This is a genomic window from Microcoleus sp. A003_D6 (assembly GCF_036702825.1).
In the GTDB taxonomy this organism is placed as follows: domain Bacteria; phylum Cyanobacteriota; class Cyanobacteriia; order Cyanobacteriales; family Microcoleaceae; genus Microcoleus.
This window is the reverse complement of sequence record NZ_JAUBWA010000050.1, coordinates 30,674-49,349: the sequence shown is the minus strand read 5'-3', so window position 1 is coordinate 49,349 and position 18,676 is coordinate 30,674. Positions and strand designations below refer to the sequence as shown.

The following is an 18,676-nucleotide window of genomic DNA, read 5'->3' as shown; positions in this document are numbered from 1 at the left end:
AGAAGGGGAGAGGGGGAGAGGATTTGACGATTTTCGATCGGGACTCGAAATATACAATTTAAATGCACAACAGCTTAATATCAACAAAAAGTACCGAGACTTGCTGGGTGTGGCGATCGCAGCTAAAATGTAAATGGCTAATTATCACAGAAGTAAAATGTTACAGTCAGTAGAGGGCATATATCGAAATGGCAAAATCGAATTACTGGAAACACCCACCGACATAGAAGAAGCGCAAGTTATTGTTACTTTTATGCCAAAAATAGGGTTAGTAAACTTGCAATCTCGCGGTATCAACCACGAACAAGCAGCAGATTTACGGATGCGGTTGAGCAGATTTGCTCCTGATTGGGAACTACCCGATATGGATGCTTACGATGCCTTATAATCGCGGTGATGTGGTTTTGGTTTTGTTCCCCAGCTCGGACTTGCGTACTGCGAAACGCCGTCCAGCTTTGATAGTTCAAGCTAATAATCTGGGACTGGTTTAGGGCAAACAATTACGGCTATGATTACTAGCAATTTAGCGCGTTCAGGACACCCAAGCCGGGTTTTTGTTTCTCGATCGACACCGGAAGGGCAGCAAACTGGATTGCTAGCTGACTCGGTAATTATGACAGACAATCTTGTGACGCTTCTAGAAGTTGAAATCGATCGCCAAATTGGTATTATGCCAGATATGGCGACAGTGGATGCAGCACTCCGGCACACTTTGGGAATATGATAAACAGGGCGCTCGAACATCTAATTTTTTCGATCCAAGTCTTGTGTTTTAAGAATACTCAGAACTAGAGATGGGGGCGCTCGAACTCAGCTCATAATTCGTATCTACCTTTGCCTTCATCTGCGTGAATCTGCGTGAATCTGCGGTTAAAAATCATCAAATACGATCGCTGCAAAAAGTTTCTACCAAAAACCGGAGAATAATTCATGAAAATGCGATCGCCCATCACCATTACCATCACCCTCATCTCAGCAATTGTAACCACTACCGTACCAGCAGTTTTCGCCCAGCGACAGCCATCAGCCAACGAGATATACATCGATAAAAATTGCCAGCGCAACCAGCAACTACCGCAACTTGAAAGATTCACTATCTTTAGCAGAAACGAAGTTACGACTAACGGTCAAAACTATTTGTTCTACGCCGCCCGCTATCAGGATGGAGGCGTAGTTCTCTGTATATCGAAACCCAATTTTAACCAACCAAAAGCTATAAATGAACAAAAAGTACAAGCTAATTTTATTGACAAAATAGTCCGAGATCCCAACAACAAAACAGCCTTTATCATCGCAGTCAGAGAAGGAAATGGCCCCGGGGCCGCCGTGACAAATTACGGCTTAAATTTGAGCAATGTCGATCGACCACAACTCACCTCCCTTTCCATCCTACAGCGCCGAGAAACCTTAAAAGAAGGCGAATCCCGCCAACACACATTTCAAGGACGGGCAGGTCAATCTATTACGATCGACCTCAAAAGCAGAGCATTCGACCACAACATAACACTGTTCGACACCAGCGGCAAAAAGATTGCCGAAAAAACAGGCAACTCCCAGAATGGCCGAGAGTCTCAACTCACCGTAAAATTGCCTAGTAACGGCACTTATAAAATACTTGTTAAAGGAGGCGATCGCACCAGCAAAGGTACTTACACATTAAGCGTTAATTCCAATCAACTTTAAGTGAACTTTAACCAATCGCTAAGCAAACTCAAAAACAGGTGTTTCAATTACCCTAATAGGTTTTCTATCTTCCCAAATCATCTTCTGCAACCGTTCCCCAGTTTCAGGCGAAAAAAATCGCTCTCCCGTTTCCAAACACACTCTAGCAGGAACATTTTCAATAATAATAAACTTACCATTGATTTCAATCGTGTAAGTTACCTTTTGTTCCACCATTGTTTCTTTCCAGATATCATATCTATAAGTTAACACGAGAGCCAAAATTGTTAACCAGTGGCGGAACCAACCAAACATCAGCCAAGATAGAAACAACGCCATTCTCCCAACCGCCATGACAGACATCAACCAAATAGCCGCCGCCCTAGATGGCAAAGACTACAAACAAGCAGCCCAACTCATCAAACAACTGCAAAAAGAATCACCCGACAATCCGTGGGTACAATACTACATCGGCCGCTACTACGAACTCACCAACAACCTCGAAAAAGCCCAAACAACCTACAAACAAATACTCCGCGACATCACCAACCCCAAAATAGTCTCCCAAGCCCGCCAAGGTATTCAACGGATTGAAACCGCACAACAAAACCTCCGCCAACAAGCCATAGAAACCGCCAAAAACGACCCCAGCAACCTCGAACCCGGACTCCTCATCCTCGAACCCGTGAGTCCCGAAAACAAACCCGCAGCCATTGAAAATATCAGCAGAATCTTTAAAATCGACGCCTACACAACCCGGATGCAAATCCAAAGCCGCGGCTGGAGACTCTACAAAACTGGCCCCATCGCCGAACTCCGAATTTACGGTCAAGAACTCCTCAACGCCGGCATTCCCGTATTTTGGGAAACCCTAGCCGATATTCAAAAAATCCAAATCTTCCGAGTGCAACACTTCCAATCTCTCTCTTCCCCAACCGTTGTTTGTAAAGATAACCTAAATAGACTCGGTGCGATCGAATTTAACTGGTCAGAAGTCAGCCAAAGAGTAGAAGGCTTATTACCGATATTCATCGAAGTCATGGACTACTCGCCCAACCGAAGAACCGAGCAATTTCGCCACAGAGAAATCACCCAAGATTACGCTCAAATCTGTGACTTGCACATTCCCAGCAGAAACTGCATTCTGCGAATTTGCGACCAAAGTTACGAATTTCAAAAAGGAGTTGACTTCACCAAAACTTCTGCTGATATCCCCACTTCACCCAACCCGAAACACAAAACATCCAGAGTCAAAAACTCCCAACAAATTCCTCAAAGTACAACCAGAATTAACTGGAATCATTTACTGGAAATATTCGATCGCCAGTTTGACGTTACAGTTTGGTCAGAATTCACTTCCTTTGCCGAGACAGTGCTCGATTACACTAATATGTTGAGCAAAATCGAATCTCATATAGAAGTCGAGCGCAAATCCGAAACTCCTTGGGACTCAGCTTTTCAGCTATATAGCGGATTAGCCTTCCTCAAAAACCAAAAAAATAGGGAATAGAACAAAGAGTTAAAATTAAAAATGAGTAATGCCATTTTTAAACTTTTTAACGCAGCATTTGGAGTTATGCCCTGCCCAATTCCCTATTATTAATTCCCAATTTCCTACTTCGTTTTCACCTGACGGGCCATTTCCCGAAAATTGTTCATGCTGGGGCCGGGGCCACGACGAGTTGCATTTGATGTCGGCATTAAATTATTAGGAGCAAAAGTCCGATTCGGTTCAGGTTGACTCGGCACTTTCCCGTTAGTTGCTGCCGCTGCTGGTATCTTAGCTGGTTCCGCATTATTAGCAGGAACGCTAGCGACTGGTTCCTTTTCTTTCTTGGACTTTTTCTCTACCTTAGCCTTCTTCGCCGGTTCTGACTTGTCTGACTTGTCTGACTTGTCTGACTTAACAGGCTCAACTTTTGCAGGTGCGATCGCAGCAGTCTCAGCCTTCGCAGGCTCAACTTTAGCTGGTTCCTTCGCTCCCGATTCGCCCAAATCTAGGAAATATTCAGACTTTTTCAAGCCCAACAGTCTGCCGAAAAAGCCGAAAATACCGCCGAAGAAATTTTTGATAAAACCAAACATTAGACTTACTCCTTTTGTTCTTTTAGAGAAATTTGTACAAGTTTGTCAACAAAGTCAGACTACGATGTAAGGCAACCTTTGTCTACATTTATTCATCAAAATTTACATTTTGCTGTATCTAAGCTGCCTCATCAAAGCAAATTTTAGGTATAAATACTAGCAGGGCTTTGCACTTATTTACAAGTATCTCAGAATTTGTTAGCGATTCCCACTAATTGTCGATCGTAAGCTCGATCCGATTCGCTAGCTGTCCTAGTAGGGGTAAAACTCCCTAGGGGAGTAATCTATGCTGTAATCAGCAAGCAATTTTCTTTTCAAATGAACAGTTCGCTCGATCGCAATCCCGTCATCCTCATACACGGCATCTGGGACACAAAGATGATTTTCAGCCAAATGTCCGCCCGCCTCACCCAACTCGGATGGTCAGTCCACAGCCTCAACCTCACACCCAACGACGGCAGCCTCGGCCTCGACTTTCTGGCCAAGCAACTCGCAGACTACATCTCTGAAACCTTCGATCCAGAACAGCCTTTAGACATAGTAGGCTACAGCATGGGCGGCATCGTCAGCCGCTACTACGTCCAGCGACTCGGAGGAATCAACCGCGTACAGCGTTTCATCACCCTATCTTCCCCCCACCGCGGCACCCTCACCGCCTATTCCCTACGCCTACCAGGATACCTGGATATGCGCCCCGATAGTGGCTTGCTGCGCGATTTGAATCAAGATGTGACAATGCTCAAACGCATAAACTTTACATCAATGTGGACGCCATTTGACATAATGATTGTACCGTCAAACAGCTCCCAAATGCCAGTAGGTAAAGAAGTTAAACTCAACGTTTTGCTGCACCGCCAAATGGTGACCGAACCCCAAAGTATTAACGCAATAGTTGAAGAACTCAAAGCACCTATAGAAAATAAAATTCCCACTTAAAAATGAATAGCAATTTGAGCCGCAACCCAGTCTTGCTAATTCACGGCATCTTCATAAAATCGGGAATTTTTTACAAAATGTCTGCCTACCTCACCCAACTGGGTTGGTCAGTCTACACCCTCAATCTTTCGCCTCATTGGGGCAACGCCAGCCTAGACGAATTAGCCCAACAAATAGCAGATTATATAGACAAAACCTTTGCGCCAGAACAGCATCTAGATATAGTAGGATTGAGCATGGGCGGTTTAGTAACTCGCTATTACCTGCAAAGGTTAGGCGGCATTAACCGAGTGCAGCGCTTTATTGCCATATCTTCTCCTCACAGCGGTACTTGGATGGCTTACACTCTCTGGGGAAAAGGCTGCGTTCAAATGCGTCCTGGCAGTGCTTTCCTGGAAGATTTAAATCGAGATGCTGTATTGTTGGAGAAGCTCAATTTTACTTCGATTTGGACAGATTGGGATTTCATCATCGTACCCGCTTCTAGTTCCCAAATCTCGGCGGCAAAAGAAGTAAAATTGTCCGTATTCGCCCATGCCATGATGGCGAGGCATTCCAGCAGTTTAAAAGCGGTCGCTGAAGCACTTTCAGAACCATTAAAGATTGATAAATAGCTGGCTGTAAAGTAAAACGCTCTGTTTGGAAAACCCCGATTTGTTTAAAAGTAGGGGTTCGTTATTCGGTATTTTTGAGTCTACCTAGACGGATTTAAAATTTATTGATATAATCTTAATGGAAACCCATAAAATTAACAATTATGATCGTCCTGCCAAAACTGGAAAAGCTGCGAAACACTCTGCCTATAGAAGGAGCAGTTCGCATTGAATTAGTGGAAGGAATACCGATTTTTCGAGCCTCTACAACAGTCAAAAATCGCATAGAAGAACTGTTGGAAAAACAACAAAATTTGCAACTCAATCCCGAAGAAGACCAAGAACTGAATCTTTACGAAGAAATCGACGATTACCTCAGTTTTGTCAATCGAACTGTCCGCAATCTTTTCTTGGGCCAGATTCAGCCTACAGTATAGAAATGTCCGCTCGCAGTCAAATTCCTGAGAATATCCAAAATCAAGTTCGTCAGAGAGCCAACTCTTTGTGTGAATATTGCCATGCTTCCGAACAATGGCAGTATGTAGAGTTTACGATCGAGCACATCATTCCTCTCACTAAAAAAGGGAGTAACCATATTGACAATTTGGCACTAGCGTGCTTTCATTGCAACCGTCAAAATCCGATAAAACTACAGCCATAGATACCCAGTCGAGTGTAGAAGTACCATTGTTTAATCCCAGACAAGATACCTGGAACGAACATTTTATTTGGTCGGCGGATGGATTATCAATACTGGGTTTAACTACAATTGGACGAGCTACAGTTACAGCATTAGTCTTAAATCGAGAAAGAGTTATTAATATTCGTACTGCTGACAAAGCTATAGGGCGACATCCACCAGCAGGTGATTTGATTCAATCCGAAAGTTGATATGCTGCAACTGGTTGTTATTTCGCGCAGCAATCAAACAGCATCGCCAACTTCAGCGTATTCGCTGCGACCAAAAATTGCTTCAGCTTCGCAGTAATACTTGAACTCAAGTATATTGTGGAAAGGGTCTTCTAAGAAGAAAGTACGGTGTTCTGTAGGCAAACCGACAAATCGCCGTCTCGGTTCTTGATAGAAATTTAAGTTGTTTTGCTGGGCTTTTTCTAGCAACCCTTCCCAGTCAGCTTCGGAAGTAAAAATTAACCCAAAATGCCGGGGATAGATGCCTCGCTGAGGCGTCAAAGGTTCGTGGCTGACGTGGGCGACAATTTGATGGCCGCACAGACCCATAATCGCAGAATTCGGCGATTCGCGACCTAGTTTGCAGCCCAGCCCGTCTACATAGAACGCTTTGGTTTGGGCAATATCGGTCACGGGGAAGGCAAGATGAAATAAGACTTGGTTCATGGAGGTACTAAATGCAAAATTCAGAATTGTTCTTTAATTATTTATCTTGGTCTAATCCTTGGTTGGTGGCGATCGCCCTAAATACAGTTTTACTCGCGATCGGCACCATTGCTCCTAAAAAATTGCTCACTCCCGCTGGCCAATTTCACGGCTGGGTATTGGGCGTCCTAATCTGGGGCTGTTTGGGATGGCAAGGCTATGCTGTGGTGATGTTTTACTTTCTTGTCGGATCGGGAGTTACCAGCATCGGCAAAGCTCAAAAAGAAGCAGAAGGCATAGCCGAAAAGCGATCGGGCGCCCGAGGCCCGGAAAATGTCTGGGGTTCGGCTTTAACCGCTACTCTTTGCGCTGTTGGAGTTTTGGCATTATCTATTTTAGCAGATACAGGCAAGATGCCTGTGCCGCAAGATGTGATTTCCCTGTTATTGCTTGGTTACGCGGCGAGTTTTTGCACCAAACTTTCCGATACCAGCGCCAGCGAAATCGGCAAAGCTTACGGTTCGCGGACTTTTTTGATTACCAGCTTGCAGCCTGTACCTAGGGGTACGGAAGGGGCCGTAAGTTTGGAAGGAACGATCGCGGGTATTGTCGCCTCCATTCTCATTGCACTTTTGAGTTGGGCTGTTGGTTTAATTGACTTGACAGGAATTGCTTTTTGTGTTATCGCAGCTTTTATTGCCACGAACATTGAGAGCGTGATTGGGGCGACGGTGCAATCAAAGTTTGAGTGGCTGACCAACGAGGTAGTAAATTTTTTTAATACGCTGATCGGAGCGATCGCAGCGATCGTTTTAGCCGCGACCTGGAGTGCTGTTTTAGCTTAGTCATTAGTCACCAGTCATTAGTCTCAAGCAATCAACTAATAGACCTCTTGCAAAAATCCTTTTAATCAAATTCTGGAACGGGCTCTCCGGCCCATTCCACAAGAAAAAAAATTTTATGGGATGGGCATCTTGCCCGTCCTAGTTATTTTTGCAAGAGGTCTAATGACTAATGACTAATAACTAATGACTAATCCTCTTGCGGCCCAAAAACCATTTGTACAATCATTGTCGGTTCGCCCCGCTTGTGATAGCGATCGGCCCAATTGCGAATAATTTCATCTAATTCCTCAACAGCTTGGTCGAGCCGTTCCGGCGGAATATCTAAAGTCTCCATAACTCGCATCACCTTCGGTTGTTTTTGGGCCCAATCTTGCATCAGCCGGAAATATCTAGCCGTATCCTCCACCATAGTAAATGTTCGCTCTTCCTGCTCTGCCGGAGAGTAAGTAGCGCGGCTGAGGGCATAAAACGGCATTCCCCAAGGAGAATCAATACGAGTAACTGTTCCCGAATAGATCAAGCGCCGCTTGATGTGTTCTGCTAAAGCTTCGCTCAAAGGCATTCGCCTTTCTGGAGACATATCTTCTTGCGATCGCCTGTGCAGAAACTCGATCAACTCCATAAACTGAAAAGAATTGATCAGTTGAGCGTCAGGCGGATTAGGAGGTATCTTGCCTTCGAGATATTTTTTTTCATCCGCAGTCAAGCTGTTTCCAGGAATGCGAGGGCGCCCCGGAAGCCAAGCATACTGTTCCAGCCAGACATAAGGAAACTGAATTAAATATCTAGGTTCCTGGGAACCCAGCATTTTCAGCAATTTTCCCTGAGTCAGAGCTTCCCGGACTTCCTCGACAATCACCTTCACCCGTTTAGGCTCGATGTGATGCAAGTGTCCGGTCATCCGCAGGTTTTTGTCCTGCTCCATATAGGTCATATAAATAGCACACTTAGCCGCCGTTGCGGCCGCGTCTAGAAACGCCCCGTGCCTGTGCCCACTGGTTCTCATGGCGCTAAACGCCAGATATAGCATGATCTGATCCATTGCACTAGGGCTGAGGCTTTTGACCAGATCCAAAGAGTCATTTTTCATCACTATCCCCGAAATAGCCAAACTGGGAGGCATCTTGTCGTCCTCCATTAAATTATTGCGAGAGCGCCGAATCAAGCATAGCCGACGGTCGCCCGAAAGCTTGCCAGCTACCCTAATATTTAGGGGAGTTAATTTCCCGATCGATCGATGGGGCATTGGCTTAAAGGCGATCGACACCGAATAAGTGCTTCTTATTGGCGAATTTAAGTCGAGTGCTGCACCCTCTGCACTCAGCGTTTACCTAATATATAAGTTAGTTATCGCAGGTTTATTATAGTGCAGCCGTTGAAAATTAAACCCCACCTGTGGGGGGTCAAATGTAAATAAGTATTGCGATCGGAGGAATTTGAGGCGAGCCAAGCCGATCGGCTTTGCTCGAAGCGAAAGATTATCTGTTATGTTCGAGGGGGAGAGGGGAATTTGGGGAGAGCCGAAGCGTTTTCAAGACAAAACCGCCACATACTAGAGTCTATCTCTAGGTAGATGGCGGTTCCCGGTTTATATGCTAACATATATCACACACAAAAAATCTCCGAAAGATTGTCAACCAAATTATTGCAGTTGCCGTTTAACCGCTTCTAAAAACTTACAGAAATCTGTAAATCAAACTTAGCAGTTTATGTTTAGCCTAGACTAAGTGCTATAAGCTTCCTGATTGCTCAGATTGGCCTAATCTTCCCAGTTAGAGACTGCCCGGATTAGCCGAGGACTTGGAATATTTGGTTATTTGAGGATTAGTTTGAGCAAGAGTGTGTTTCTGTGGTTTTTACGCCCAGTCAGCTTTATTCTTCCCGCACTAATCAAGCGTTTCTCCAGTTTATAACGATTATTGCTTGCTTTCGTCAAAGTCTGAAAAATCAAGACTTGTCTTGATTTTTAGGCTACTTTTTTAAACCCGAAAAACTAGAATCCCAGAAAATCAGTTTGATAGATCGAAATCAACAGCCCGAACCAAGTCAGTTGCGACACTCGCCGGCGTCGAGTGCGATTAGAAATCTTGTAGGGGATGAGTGTAAACATTAGGCTCTGAAAAACTCCTGCGTCCGCTGCCCCTCTCAGGACCGCGCTCGCCCTTTTGTTGAGTTTGGGCTGACAACATATATTGGGCGGTGGCAGTTTCGAGCATTTGAACTGGAGATTCAAAAGCTTTAGCAGCGCTGGCACTCAAGGTAATGCCCAACAGGCTCAGTAAAGCAATTGCAGTGTAGGTTTGCATGGGTAGTATCCGTGTCAGTGTCTATTACCTGATACGGACTTGCCCCGATCGATCAGGATAGATTTCTGGCCAATTTTCGGATCTGTGCAAAAAACCTCACCCCTTCAATTTTACCGATCCCGCCAGCAGCCAAGCACCGGCAAAATTCAGTCTGCCCCTTACTGTAAGAGGCTTTTCGGTTTCGCAACTCTGTAAAAATCTGTCGGTTTCCCAGTCCAAAGTCACGAGTTGCCAAGTTTGGCCGGCTAGGGATGCGGGACTTGTCAGCGTTATTGTCCAGTCTTGTGCGCCGAGGCGGCGGAAAATGCCCGCAAACTCGCTGTGGGTATTTGCTGTTTTACTGCTTTGTTTTTCTACTGACTTCTGACATTCGCCGCTTGCGGGATATGCTTGAGGTCGATCGAGATAATAGCGCTGCCGATCGAGCCAGTCCGATCGCCCCCGTGTCAAATTAAATAAAGGAATAACCGCCGCACTCGCCTCGGAATCTTGCAGCAAAGCTTCCTGCAAAACTCTGACCGGCAAATCCCGCGGCTGACATCCAGATTCCGCGCACAAAGCCGCCGCCATCCCCGCCGCCTGTCCGATGTTCATTACCGTCGGTTGCAAGCGAGTTGCACCGTTGGCGATGTGAGAGACAGAAATATTTTTTTCGCAGACTAGCAAACCGTCTGCACTCGCAGGAATTAGCGCGCTGTAAGGAATGGTAAACGGAGTTCCCGTCCAGCGGCCGCCCCAGCGGATCGATTTGGGCTGCAAGGGAATGTCGCCACTGGGATAGTGGTGGTCGTTGGCATAGTTGCCGATCGCAATTGTTTCACAAATGCCCTCCGAATTTATCGGCAACTTCGCGACTTTTCCGCCGACAACAGGCAAAATATCTTGTTCTGTGACTGTACTTATCCCTCGCAAGCGGCGACTTTCTCGGTAGTAAGGATGTAAGGCAAAGGAAGGAAGAAGGGAAGAATTTTGTTGATTTTCGATCGTTGAAATCGGGAAAATATTCTCTGCTAGGCCGTAGCGGCGGCCGAGTTGCGTTTGAATGCAGCGGGCGAAACTTTGACTGTGCCACAGACTTTCTTGGAGGAATTCTTGTCGAGATGCTTCAGATTTAATTAGTCGATCGACCCCTTCACCATAATCATTACCTCGAATCGGCCAATTAATCATTAGCAATCCCCCCGGAAGTCGGCCGTAACTGAGAAATTGTTCGGGAGTGTAACCGTCCCAAGCACCGATAAATCGATCGGGATTGTCAACAGGCGGCGCGGGAATTTTAGGCGCCACAGCACCGTTACCAAAATCCTGCATAATTGCCACCCAAGTCGGAGCTTGCACCGAATAGCGCTCTGTGAGATCATTGGGAGCGATCGGCGCGCTGGGTTCTCCCCACTCGGCTTGGAATTCCCAACCCCAGCGGTGCCCAACCTCCGCTAAAGCCAGCAAATCTCCCAATTCCGTTGCATCCAAAGTGATTTTGGCCGCCACCGTAAAATCGGCAAACCGGACGCCTGAAATGCGAGATCCTTCCAGTAGCACATCTTGAGCTGTTTGTCCAGAAATCCACTGCAAGTTCGGCAAACATTTAACCCAATCAGCAAAAATTTCAGCACCGGTGCGGGGATCGTAAGTAAAAAAACTGACCCAGCCCCAATCCAAACCTCCCGGCTGTCGCTGCTGGAGTTCCCGGAGAAACGCGCCCCACAAACCGGTTTGAAAAGCTGCTAATTCGTTGCCATCGGGGGCACAAACGCCGGCAGCCGTCAGCATTCCTCCCAGCCAGGGGAATTCGCTGACTAAAATAGTTTTGGCACCTCGGCGGGCTGCTTGCACGGCCGCAGCGGTGCCGCCAGTGCCACCACCGACTACCAAAACATCTGCTTTTAAGGTTGCAGACATGGGGAATACCATTGCAGATTTAAGATTCTTAGAACTTACACACAGGTGGTCAGAAACCGGGTTTTTTCCGATAATACTTCGTTACAGTCCGTAAAACTCAAAAAAACCCGGTTTCTTTGGTTTTTGTGTCCAGGACTATTGTTGTAAAATTGCATCTCAAATCAAAAAGAATCAGAAAATGGGGAACCGCGACAGTAAAATAATACGTCGCGTAATTTCCCCACTATTCACTACTAACCAAGCAATTGAAAATGGAAAAAGGTTTTATTTTGTGGTTCACCGGGCTGAGCGGTTCCGGCAAGACAACTATCACCAAAGCTCTCGAACCCGAATTGAAGGCAAGAGGTTGCAAAGTTGAAATATTGGATGGAGATGTCGTTCGCACCAACTTGTCAAAAGGTTTGGGATTTAGCCAAGAAGACCGAGATACTAATATTCGGCGGATTGGATTTGTAGCGAACCTACTCAGCCGCAATGGAGTTGTGGCAATTACGGCAGCTATTAGCCCCTACAGATCAATTCGCGACGAAATTAGAGCAATCGAGCCAAATTTTGTTGAGGTATATGTCACAGCGCCGTTAGAAGTGTGCGAAGGTCGCGATGTCAAAGGGCTGTACGCTAAGGCGAGAGCAGGAGAAATTAAGGGTTTTACGGGAATTGACGATCCTTATGAAGAACCGCTCAATCCTGAGATTATTTGTTACACAGAGCGAGAAAGTGTGGAAGAGAGTGTTAAAAAAGTTCTGAGGAAGTTAGAAGAGTTGGGTTACATTTGAGGTTGGCGGGGTTGGAACAGGATAGGGGCAAAAATCGATGGTGGTGAAAAACTATTCAAAACTCAATACTGTCAAAGGTTTAATTGTCAACTGTTTAACAGTGTCAGTGCTGGCGGCGGTGGGTTCATCTCCGGCGGCGGCTCAGTTTTTGCCTCCTCCTCCTCCTCCTGCTTCGGGTTCTCCGGTTCCCGTACCAGTACCTGGATTTCCGGGATTTCCGGCAAGTGCACCTTCGAGTGTACGATCGGAAGTTTACACTTTGGGCGCGGGCGATCGCATTCAAATGGACATTTTCAACGTCCCGGAATACAGCGGGCCCAACGGTCAACACCAAATACAGGCCGACGGTTCCTTGAGTTTGCCGTTAATTGGCAGCCTTTCGGTGGCAGGAATGACCTTAGAACAAGCTTCTAATGTTGTGAAAGAGCGATACGGCAAATACCTCAAACGTCCTTGGATTACGCTAAAACTGCTGGCGCCGCGTCCTTTGCAAATTGCGATCGCGGGCGAAATCAACCGCCCCGGAGCCTATACAATATCCTCAGCAGCAGGCCCCGGAGGCACAGCAGAGCAAATGGGAACTCAAATGCCAACGATATCGCGGGCTCTGCGAATGGCCGGCGGAATTACCCAGTCAGCAGACGTGCGGCAAATCAAAATCCGCCGCCCCCAGCGCAACGCACCGGAACAAATTATTAGTGTGGATTTGTGGGAATTATTGCAAAACGGCGATTTGCGGGCTGATATGACTTTGCGCGACGGCGATACTATATTTATTCCTACTGTAACTAGCCTCAACCGCCAAGAAGCACCGACTTTAGCAGTAGCTAATATTACCGGACAAAGCACTCAACCAATTAATATTGCTGTGGTGGGCGAAGTAAGTCGTCCCGGTACTTATACTCTGGCAAGAGATGTTCAAAGTAGGGTACAAGAGAATGAAATGGGTGCAGATTCTGGTTTGTTTGCTGCTAGGGAAACAAACGGCGGGGAAACTGTTTTGCAGCAAACTGTAACGAGGGCAATTAAAATGGCGGGCGGCATTACGCCCGTAGCTGATATCAGACAAATACAAGTTCGCCGCCTGACGCGGGCGGGTACAGAACAAATTATTAATGTGAATTTGTGGCAACTTTTGGAAGGGGGAGATGTATCCCAAGATTTAGCGCTGCAACAGGGAGATACGGTAATCGTTCCCAAAGCCGAAAATCTCGATGCAGCCGAAGGCTCACAAGTGGCTAATTCTAATTTTTCACCGGATACGATTAAGGTAAGTCTTGTGGGAGAAGTCGTGAAACCGGGAGCTTTTGCGCTCTTGCCCAACACTACTTTAAATCAAGCGCTAGTAGCAGCGGGAGGGTTTAATAAAGGGCGGGCCGAAATGGATTCGGTGGATTTAATTCGCCTCAATCCTAACGGCACTGTTTCGCGGCTAACTGTTAAGGTTAATTTTTCCGCAACAGCCAATGAGGAAACTAATCCCAAACTGCAAAATAATGATGTAATTATGGTAAGGCGATCGGGCCGCGCTGCGTTCTCGGATAATGTAGGCGGGACTCTCGCTCCTTTAAGCCCGCTGTTAGGAATATTTCGGTTGTTCGATATTTTTCGGTGATGTGAATAGACTAGCGCGAAGGCATCATCAACCCAGTTTCTAGCAATAATTTCGGTTTGGTGACGAAATATTTAGTCAGAAACCCGGTTTGTGAAACTGCGCCAGCCGTACAGATGTTTAAACTAATAAGTTGTAGAAATCAAATGAAACCAGGGAAAAAATCTCAATTAGCACTGTTTAATAACACTAAAAAAGCCGCTGGGCAGCAAAACATATCTTCTGTACTGTATGAAGAAGATCAATTTTTATACAGGGACAAAACAGAAGAAGAAGAGTTAAGTTTTTGGGAAGTTTGCCGCAGTCGCTCCATCTTAGTCATCGGCGTAGCAGCGGCAGTGACCACGGGGGTTTTCGCCTGGACGCTGAATCAAAAAAGCGAGTACGAAGGGCGCTTTCAATTATTAGTAGAACCCGCTGTGACGCAAAATACTTTAGCGAAAGTCTACTCCGGCGAGCTGAAACTGCAACCCGCAGCCCCCGCGACGCCAGAAAGTACCGGCTTTGACTACGAATCGCAAATTCAAGTTTTGCAAAGCCCGCAAGTAATGTCGCCGATTATCAAACAGTTGCAGGCGAAATATTCGGAAATTAATTACAACTATCTTTTGAACCAAAAAGCAGATTATCTGCCGTTTTCCCAGCAAACCAGGCTGTCAATTAATCGCTTTAAGAATACCAAGATTATCGAAGTTAAATATCGGGATTATGATCCGAAAAAAATTCAGTTTGTTTTGGAAAAAGTGGCGCTAGGCTACCGCAACTACAGCGTGCAAGATACCAGAACTCAAATTAGCCAGAGTCTGGATTTTGTGAAATCGCAAATTCCCAACCAGCAAAAACGCCAACAAGCTCTGCAAACAGAAATTCAAAAGTTGCGGCAGCAGTACAATTTCATCGACCCGCAAATTCAAACCCAACAACTCGCGCAGCAAATCAGCCAACTTCAAGCGCAAAGATTGGACGCGCAAACGCAGCTCAACCAGCAGAGATTCCTCTATTCTAACCTGCAAAATCAGCTCGGATTGAACCAGCAACAAGCGCTGATGGCCTCGGCTTTGAGTCAAGCTCCCCGCTATCAAGCAATGCTGACTCAATTGCAGCAATTAGAAGGGCAAGTTGCGATTAATTCGGCTACGTATACAGACCAAAGTCCTCAACTGCAACTGTTGCGAGAACAGCGCAAAAACCTGATTCCTTTGTTGAAAACAGAAGCCCAACAAGTTTTGGGAACTGATTTAGCTAAGGTAAATTCGCAAGTGCTGGCTTTTCAAGATCCGGTGCGGATTAAGTTAATTGAACAGTTTATCGGTACTGCTAATTCTATTCAAGTTTTGGGAGTGCGGAATCAAGTTTTGGAACAAGCTGCAAAGCAGTTGAGTGAATATTCTCAAGGATTCCCGGTAATTTTGCGGCGCTATGGGGATTTGCAACGCGAGGCGGAGTTGACTGACAATACGCTGAATAGTTTGCTGGCCAAACAGCAAGCTTTGCAGCTTGAAGCTGTGGGTAAAAAAGAGGTGGCTTGGGAAGTTATTGCTAACCCGGAAATTCCGCGCTACAAAAATGGCGAGTTGATGGCTGTTGCTCCGATTATGCCTTTGAATTTGGCTTTGGGGGGATTGGCTGGTTTGCTGTTCGGTATGCTGGCGGCGCAGTTGGCGGAAAGGTTTAAGAATAAAACGGTTTTCCACACTCCAGAGGATGTGAAACATTCGATTCGGCTGCCTTTGTTGGGGGTAATTCCTGCTAGCGATAAAATTTTGAGGCTTCCTCCTGCTGAGACAAGTTCGGTGGATGTGGCAAGTTCGCCGATGCCGACGGATGCTTTTCAAGAAGCTTTTCGATCGCTCAATGCTAATATTCGCTTACTCAATGTTGATAGTCCGATCAATTCTTGTGTAATTACTTCTTGTCAAGTAGCTGACGGTAAGTCTACTGTGGCGGTAAATCTGGCGCGGGCGGCGGCTGCAATGGGCCAGCAAGTGCTGTTGGTGGATGCGGATTTGCGACGCCCGCAGGTGCACGAAATGCTGGGTTTGCCAAACTGGCAAGGCTTGCACAATGCGATCGCGGATGATGTGGATGTGAAACAGTTGATTTTGCGATCGCCCCGCGATGAAAATTTGTTTGTGTTAACTTCCGGCCCGGTTCCTCCCGATCCCACAAAGGTGCTTTCTTCCAGAAAGATGCAGCATTTAATGGCAGCTTTGTCAAGTCATTTTGACTTGGTTATTTACGATACTGCGCCGCTTTTGGGTTTGGCGGATGCGAATTTGTTGGCGGCTCACACTAACGGATTGATGTTGGTAGTGGGGCTGAATCAAACTGAGCGGGAGGCGCTGTTGTTGGCTTTTGAAGATTTGAAAATGGCGGGGATTCCGCTGTTGGGAATGGTGGCGAATAACGATAAAGGCAGCAGGTATTACTATCAGTCTTACGTGCAGAATTACATTGAGGAAAAATCGGTTTGAGGGAGAGGAATAGTTAATTATCGTAGGGTGCGTCGCTGCGAGATTTTCGCTCTTTTTTGGGATTTTTGATGGCGACGCACCTTATGCCTAATTCTTGCAAGGTGCGTCGCTGCGAGATTTTCGCTTTTTTTGAGGATTTTTGATGGCGACGCACCCTACGGTTTTTGTGGTTGAGACGGCAGAGTTTACGCGCACAAATATTTAGTAAGGTGCGTCGCTGCGAGATTTTCGCTTTTTTTGAGGATTTTTGATGGCGACGCACCCTACGGTTTTTGTGGTTGAGAATGCAAGGCGGGGGGACACCCCACAAGATATTTCATCCCTCTTGCACCATTAATTGTGAATAAAGCTTTCAGGGGCGGGCGGGACGCCCCACAAGAACATTTAACTTTTGTGGAACAGGCCCGAAAGCCTGTTAAGCGAGAATGGTACAAAATATCCGAAAGACGAATTTTCTTAAGATTTGCGATCGAGATTCTGGACTATAATTAAAAGTAGAGAGATTTAAACAAATCTGACACTTGCAAATTGGCAAGACCTGAAAACGTGGCTGGCAAGTTCCCATTTTGTAATACTTTGATACAACTCCCCACCTAGCTTGAAAACTAGCAGGGAGTTTTGTATTTATCATGCAGGAGATGAAACAATGGCTATTGCTACTATCAACCCGGCAACGGGAGAAACTCTGAAAACTTTCGATCCGATCGCGGATGAGGCAATAGAAGCTAAGCTGGAATTAGCACAGCAAGCTTTTAACAAATACCGCTACCTGCCCTTTGAGCAGCGAGCTCTGTGGATGCAGACAACTGCGGACCTCTTGGAGCGCGATCGCGAAATTTACGCTGAAATGATAACCTTGGAAATGGGCAAAACGCTCAAATCGGCGATCGCCGAAGTGGAAAAATGCGCCTTAGTTTGCCGCTACTACGCGAAAAATGCTGCTCAATTTATGGCAGACGTGCCGGCAACCACCGACGCTAGCAGCAGCTTTGTCCGCTACCAACCGCTGGGCGCTATTTTGGCCGTCATGCCCTGGAATTTCCCATTTTGGCAAGTTTTCCGGTTTGCGGCGCCGGCGCTGATGGCGGGCAATGTCGGCTTGCTCAAACACGCTTCCAACGTACCGCAGTGTGCTTTGAAAATCGAAGAAATTTTCGCGGAAGCTGGCTTTCCCGAAGGTGTTTTTCAGACATTGTTAGTGGGAGCCGACAAGGTAGCTAATATAGTTGCGGACGATCGCATCAAAGCAGCAACTCTCACCGGTAGCGAATCAGCGGGTGAAAGTTTGGCAGCAAATGCGGGCAAAAATTTGAAAAAAGTTGTACTGGAATTGGGAGGAAGCGACCCATTTATTGTCATGTCCAGCGCCGATTTACCAGCAGCTTTATCAACTGCTGTCACATCGCGGATGCTGAATAACGGTCAATCTTGCGTCGCTGCCAAACGCTTTATTTTAGCAGAAGAAATCGCGGACGAATTCATCAAAGGATTTGTGGAAAAATTCGAGCAATTAAAAGTAGGCGATCCGATGTTGCCCGAAACCGATATCGGCCCTTTGGCTACCCCCACAATTCTCAAAGAATTGGACAATCAAGTGCAAGCTTGCATCCAATCGGGAGCCAAACTTTTGACAGGCGGCCGCCCATTGTCAGAGAATGGCGGTAACTTCTACTTGCCAACTATTCTGGCAGACATTCCCCCGGATGCTGCGGCGCGTCAAGAAGAATTTTTCGGGCCAGTAGCTTTAGTATTCCGGGTTGCAGGCATCGATGAGGCGATCGCCCTCGCCAACAGTACATCCTTTGGCTTAGCAGCGACAGCTTGGACTGCGGTAAACTCAGAGAGCGATCGGTTGATTTCCGAACTAGAAGCCGGCGCCGTATTCATCAACGGTTTAGTAAAATCAGATCCGAAATTACCCTTCGGCGGCATCAAACGCTCCGGTTACGGACGCGAATTGAGCATCCAAGGAATCCACGAATTTGTTAACATTAAAACAGTGTGGGTAAAATAATATCCCACTCTATCAACAGCTCGAAAAAATCTCAATTAATAATCTGTATTGATTGTGGCAGGGGCGTCCCGCCCGTGAATCATCGGTTAAAAAATCAAAATTAGTATTTTTGCGAGCTGTTGAAAAAGAGAACAAATCC

The 18,676-nt window shown here is 46.3% G+C and carries 21 protein-coding genes; 15 read left to right on the top strand and 6 right to left on the bottom strand.

Annotated elements, in window-relative coordinates; all coding sequences use genetic code 11:
• The first annotated feature begins 133 nt into the window (after positions 1-133).
• The 3 genes from QUB70_RS15770 to QUB70_RS15760 all read left to right on the top strand — a co-directional run bounded on the left by QUB70_RS15770 (position 134) and on the right by QUB70_RS15760 (position 1,683).
• The gene (locus QUB70_RS15770; protein WP_332981728.1) at positions 134-388 is read left to right on the top strand and encodes a hypothetical protein; all 255 of its coding nucleotides are present in this window, start codon (positions 134-136) and stop codon (positions 386-388) included.
• A 120-nt stretch (positions 389-508) separates the two neighbouring features.
• On the top strand, positions 509-724 hold the full coding sequence (locus QUB70_RS15765) for a hypothetical protein (protein ID WP_332981727.1): 216 nt from the start codon (positions 509-511) through the stop codon (positions 722-724).
• 206 nt (positions 725-930) lie between these two features.
• Complete coding sequence (locus QUB70_RS15760) at positions 931-1,683, top strand: PPC domain-containing protein (RefSeq protein WP_332981726.1); 753 nt, start codon at positions 931-933, stop codon at positions 1,681-1,683.
• An 18-nt stretch (positions 1,684-1,701) separates the two neighbouring features.
• Here QUB70_RS15760 and QUB70_RS15755 read toward each other — a convergent pair whose 3' ends face one another.
• Complete coding sequence (locus tag QUB70_RS15755) at positions 1,702-2,001, bottom strand: YgiT-type zinc finger protein (RefSeq protein WP_332981725.1); 300 nt, start codon at positions 1,999-2,001, stop codon at positions 1,702-1,704.
• Between the two features lie 13 nt (positions 2,002-2,014).
• Between QUB70_RS15755 and QUB70_RS15750 the strand changes: the two genes are divergently transcribed.
• Entirely contained in the window at positions 2,015-3,172 is a 1,158-nt protein-coding gene (locus QUB70_RS15750) for a tetratricopeptide repeat protein (protein WP_332981723.1), read from the top strand.
• Positions 3,173-3,276: 104 nt separating this feature from the next.
• Here the strand turns inward: QUB70_RS15750 and QUB70_RS15745 are convergent, their stop codons facing one another.
• Positions 3,277-3,747 carry a hypothetical protein gene (locus QUB70_RS15745; protein WP_332981721.1) on the bottom strand — a complete coding sequence of 157 codons (471 nt, stop codon included), beginning with the start codon at positions 3,745-3,747 and terminating at the stop codon, positions 3,277-3,279.
• A gap of 318 nt (positions 3,748-4,065) precedes the next feature.
• On the opposite strand from QUB70_RS15745, the gene QUB70_RS15740 reads away from it, so the two are divergent.
• The 5 genes from QUB70_RS15740 to QUB70_RS15720 all read left to right on the top strand — a co-directional run bounded on the left by QUB70_RS15740 (position 4,066) and on the right by QUB70_RS15720 (position 6,167).
• Positions 4,066-4,683 carry an esterase/lipase family protein gene (locus tag QUB70_RS15740; protein WP_332981720.1) on the top strand — a complete coding sequence of 206 codons (618 nt, stop codon included), beginning with the start codon at positions 4,066-4,068 and terminating at the stop codon, positions 4,681-4,683.
• Between the two features lie 2 nt (positions 4,684-4,685).
• Complete coding sequence (locus QUB70_RS15735) at positions 4,686-5,297, top strand: esterase/lipase family protein (protein WP_332981718.1); 612 nt, start codon at positions 4,686-4,688, stop codon at positions 5,295-5,297.
• Between the two features lie 143 nt (positions 5,298-5,440).
• On the top strand, positions 5,441-5,713 hold the full coding sequence (locus tag QUB70_RS15730) for a hypothetical protein (protein WP_332981715.1): 273 nt from the start codon (positions 5,441-5,443) through the stop codon (positions 5,711-5,713).
• Positions 5,714-5,715: 2 nt separating this feature from the next.
• A complete protein-coding gene (locus QUB70_RS15725; protein WP_332981714.1) occupies positions 5,716-5,937 on the top strand; it encodes an HNH endonuclease in 222 nt (73 codons plus the stop codon).
• Positions 5,892-6,167, top strand: coding sequence for a hypothetical protein (locus QUB70_RS15720; RefSeq protein ID WP_332981739.1), 276 nt, complete (start codon positions 5,892-5,894; stop codon positions 6,165-6,167). Before QUB70_RS15725 ends, QUB70_RS15720 begins: the two co-directional genes overlap by 46 nt.
• A 33-nt stretch (positions 6,168-6,200) precedes the next feature.
• On the opposite strand, the gene QUB70_RS15715 is transcribed toward QUB70_RS15720, so the two are convergent.
• Positions 6,201-6,632 (bottom strand): VOC family protein, encoded by a 432-nt coding sequence (locus QUB70_RS15715; protein WP_332981712.1) that lies wholly within the window; start codon positions 6,630-6,632, stop codon positions 6,201-6,203.
• Positions 6,633-6,643: 11 nt separating this feature from the next.
• Between QUB70_RS15715 and QUB70_RS15710 the strand changes: the two genes are divergently transcribed.
• Entirely contained in the window at positions 6,644-7,456 is an 813-nt protein-coding gene (locus tag QUB70_RS15710; RefSeq protein WP_332981709.1) for a TIGR00297 family protein, read from the top strand.
• 187 nt (positions 7,457-7,643) lie between these two features.
• Here QUB70_RS15710 and hetR read toward each other — a convergent pair whose 3' ends face one another.
• Complete coding sequence (hetR, locus tag QUB70_RS15705) at positions 7,644-8,546, bottom strand: heterocyst differentiation master regulator HetR (protein ID WP_332981735.1); 903 nt, start codon at positions 8,544-8,546, stop codon at positions 7,644-7,646.
• Here hetR and QUB70_RS15700 point away from each other — a divergent pair.
• On the top strand, positions 8,518-8,730 hold the full coding sequence (locus QUB70_RS15700; protein ID WP_332981737.1) for a hypothetical protein: 213 nt from the start codon (positions 8,518-8,520) through the stop codon (positions 8,728-8,730). The two genes, hetR and QUB70_RS15700, sit on opposite strands and share 29 nt — an antisense overlap.
• A gap of 804 nt (positions 8,731-9,534) precedes the next feature.
• Here the strand turns inward: QUB70_RS15700 and patX are convergent.
• On the bottom strand, positions 9,535-9,762 hold the full coding sequence (gene patX, locus QUB70_RS15695; protein WP_332981708.1) for a heterocyst-inhibiting protein PatX: 228 nt from the start codon (positions 9,760-9,762) through the stop codon (positions 9,535-9,537).
• Positions 9,763-9,858: 96 nt separating this feature from the next.
• A complete protein-coding gene (locus QUB70_RS15690) occupies positions 9,859-11,661 on the bottom strand; it encodes an FAD-dependent oxidoreductase (RefSeq protein ID WP_332981706.1) in 1,803 nt (600 codons plus the stop codon).
• A 251-nt stretch (positions 11,662-11,912) separates the two neighbouring features.
• Here QUB70_RS15690 and cysC point away from each other — a divergent pair, with 251 nt between their 5' ends.
• The 4 genes from cysC (at position 11,913) to QUB70_RS15670 (ending at position 18,537) form a co-directional block, all read left to right on the top strand.
• Positions 11,913-12,437 (top strand): adenylyl-sulfate kinase, encoded by a 525-nt coding sequence (gene cysC, locus QUB70_RS15685; protein ID WP_332981704.1) that lies wholly within the window; start codon positions 11,913-11,915, stop codon positions 12,435-12,437.
• A gap of 37 nt (positions 12,438-12,474) precedes the next feature.
• Positions 12,475-14,052, top strand: a complete 1,578-nt coding sequence (locus QUB70_RS15680) for an SLBB domain-containing protein (RefSeq protein ID WP_332981702.1) — start codon at positions 12,475-12,477, stop codon at positions 14,050-14,052.
• A 143-nt stretch (positions 14,053-14,195) separates the two neighbouring features.
• Positions 14,196-16,523 (top strand): GumC family protein, encoded by a 2,328-nt coding sequence (locus tag QUB70_RS15675; RefSeq protein WP_332981700.1) that lies wholly within the window; start codon positions 14,196-14,198, stop codon positions 16,521-16,523.
• Positions 16,524-17,169: 646 nt separating this feature from the next.
• Entirely contained in the window at positions 17,170-18,537 is a 1,368-nt protein-coding gene (locus QUB70_RS15670) for an NAD-dependent succinate-semialdehyde dehydrogenase (RefSeq protein ID WP_332981698.1), read from the top strand.
• Positions 18,538-18,676 lie beyond the last annotated feature (139 nt).

Excerpts from the sequence above, each read along its gene's own strand:
- QUB70_RS15755 (WP_332981725.1), bottom strand. The coding sequence starts at position 2,001 with ATGGCGTTGTTTCTATCTTGGCTGATGTTTGGTTGGTTCCGCCACTGG.
- QUB70_RS15725 (WP_332981714.1), top strand. The coding sequence starts at position 5,716 with ATGTCCGCTCGCAGTCAAATTCCTGAGAATATCCAAAATCAAGTTCGT.
- QUB70_RS15710 (WP_332981709.1), top strand. The coding sequence starts at position 6,644 with ATGCAAAATTCAGAATTGTTCTTTAATTATTTATCTTGGTCTAATCCT.
- QUB70_RS15760 (WP_332981726.1), top strand. The coding sequence starts at position 931 with ATGAAAATGCGATCGCCCATCACCATTACCATCACCCTCATCTCAGCA.
- QUB70_RS15730 (WP_332981715.1), top strand. The coding sequence starts at position 5,441 with ATGATCGTCCTGCCAAAACTGGAAAAGCTGCGAAACACTCTGCCTATA.
- cysC (WP_332981704.1), top strand. The coding sequence starts at position 11,913 with ATGGAAAAAGGTTTTATTTTGTGGTTCACCGGGCTGAGCGGTTCCGGC.
- patX (WP_332981708.1), bottom strand. The coding sequence starts at position 9,762 with ATGCAAACCTACACTGCAATTGCTTTACTGAGCCTGTTGGGCATTACC.
- QUB70_RS15740 (WP_332981720.1), top strand. The coding sequence starts at position 4,066 with ATGAACAGTTCGCTCGATCGCAATCCCGTCATCCTCATACACGGCATC.
- QUB70_RS15670 (WP_332981698.1), top strand. The coding sequence starts at position 17,170 with ATGGCTATTGCTACTATCAACCCGGCAACGGGAGAAACTCTGAAAACT.
- QUB70_RS15690 (WP_332981706.1), bottom strand. The coding sequence starts at position 11,661 with ATGTCTGCAACCTTAAAAGCAGATGTTTTGGTAGTCGGTGGTGGCACT.
- QUB70_RS15765 (WP_332981727.1), top strand. The coding sequence starts at position 509 with ATGATTACTAGCAATTTAGCGCGTTCAGGACACCCAAGCCGGGTTTTT.
- QUB70_RS15675 (WP_332981700.1), top strand. The coding sequence starts at position 14,196 with ATGAAACCAGGGAAAAAATCTCAATTAGCACTGTTTAATAACACTAAA.
- QUB70_RS15735 (WP_332981718.1), top strand. The coding sequence starts at position 4,686 with ATGAATAGCAATTTGAGCCGCAACCCAGTCTTGCTAATTCACGGCATC.
- QUB70_RS15745 (WP_332981721.1), bottom strand. The coding sequence starts at position 3,747 with ATGTTTGGTTTTATCAAAAATTTCTTCGGCGGTATTTTCGGCTTTTTC.
- hetR (WP_332981735.1), bottom strand. The coding sequence starts at position 8,546 with ATGAAAAATGACTCTTTGGATCTGGTCAAAAGCCTCAGCCCTAGTGCA.
- QUB70_RS15715 (WP_332981712.1), bottom strand. The coding sequence starts at position 6,632 with ATGAACCAAGTCTTATTTCATCTTGCCTTCCCCGTGACCGATATTGCC.
- QUB70_RS15770 (WP_332981728.1), top strand. The coding sequence starts at position 134 with ATGGCTAATTATCACAGAAGTAAAATGTTACAGTCAGTAGAGGGCATA.
- QUB70_RS15680 (WP_332981702.1), top strand. The coding sequence starts at position 12,475 with ATGGTGGTGAAAAACTATTCAAAACTCAATACTGTCAAAGGTTTAATT.
- QUB70_RS15750 (WP_332981723.1), top strand. The coding sequence starts at position 2,015 with ATGACAGACATCAACCAAATAGCCGCCGCCCTAGATGGCAAAGACTAC.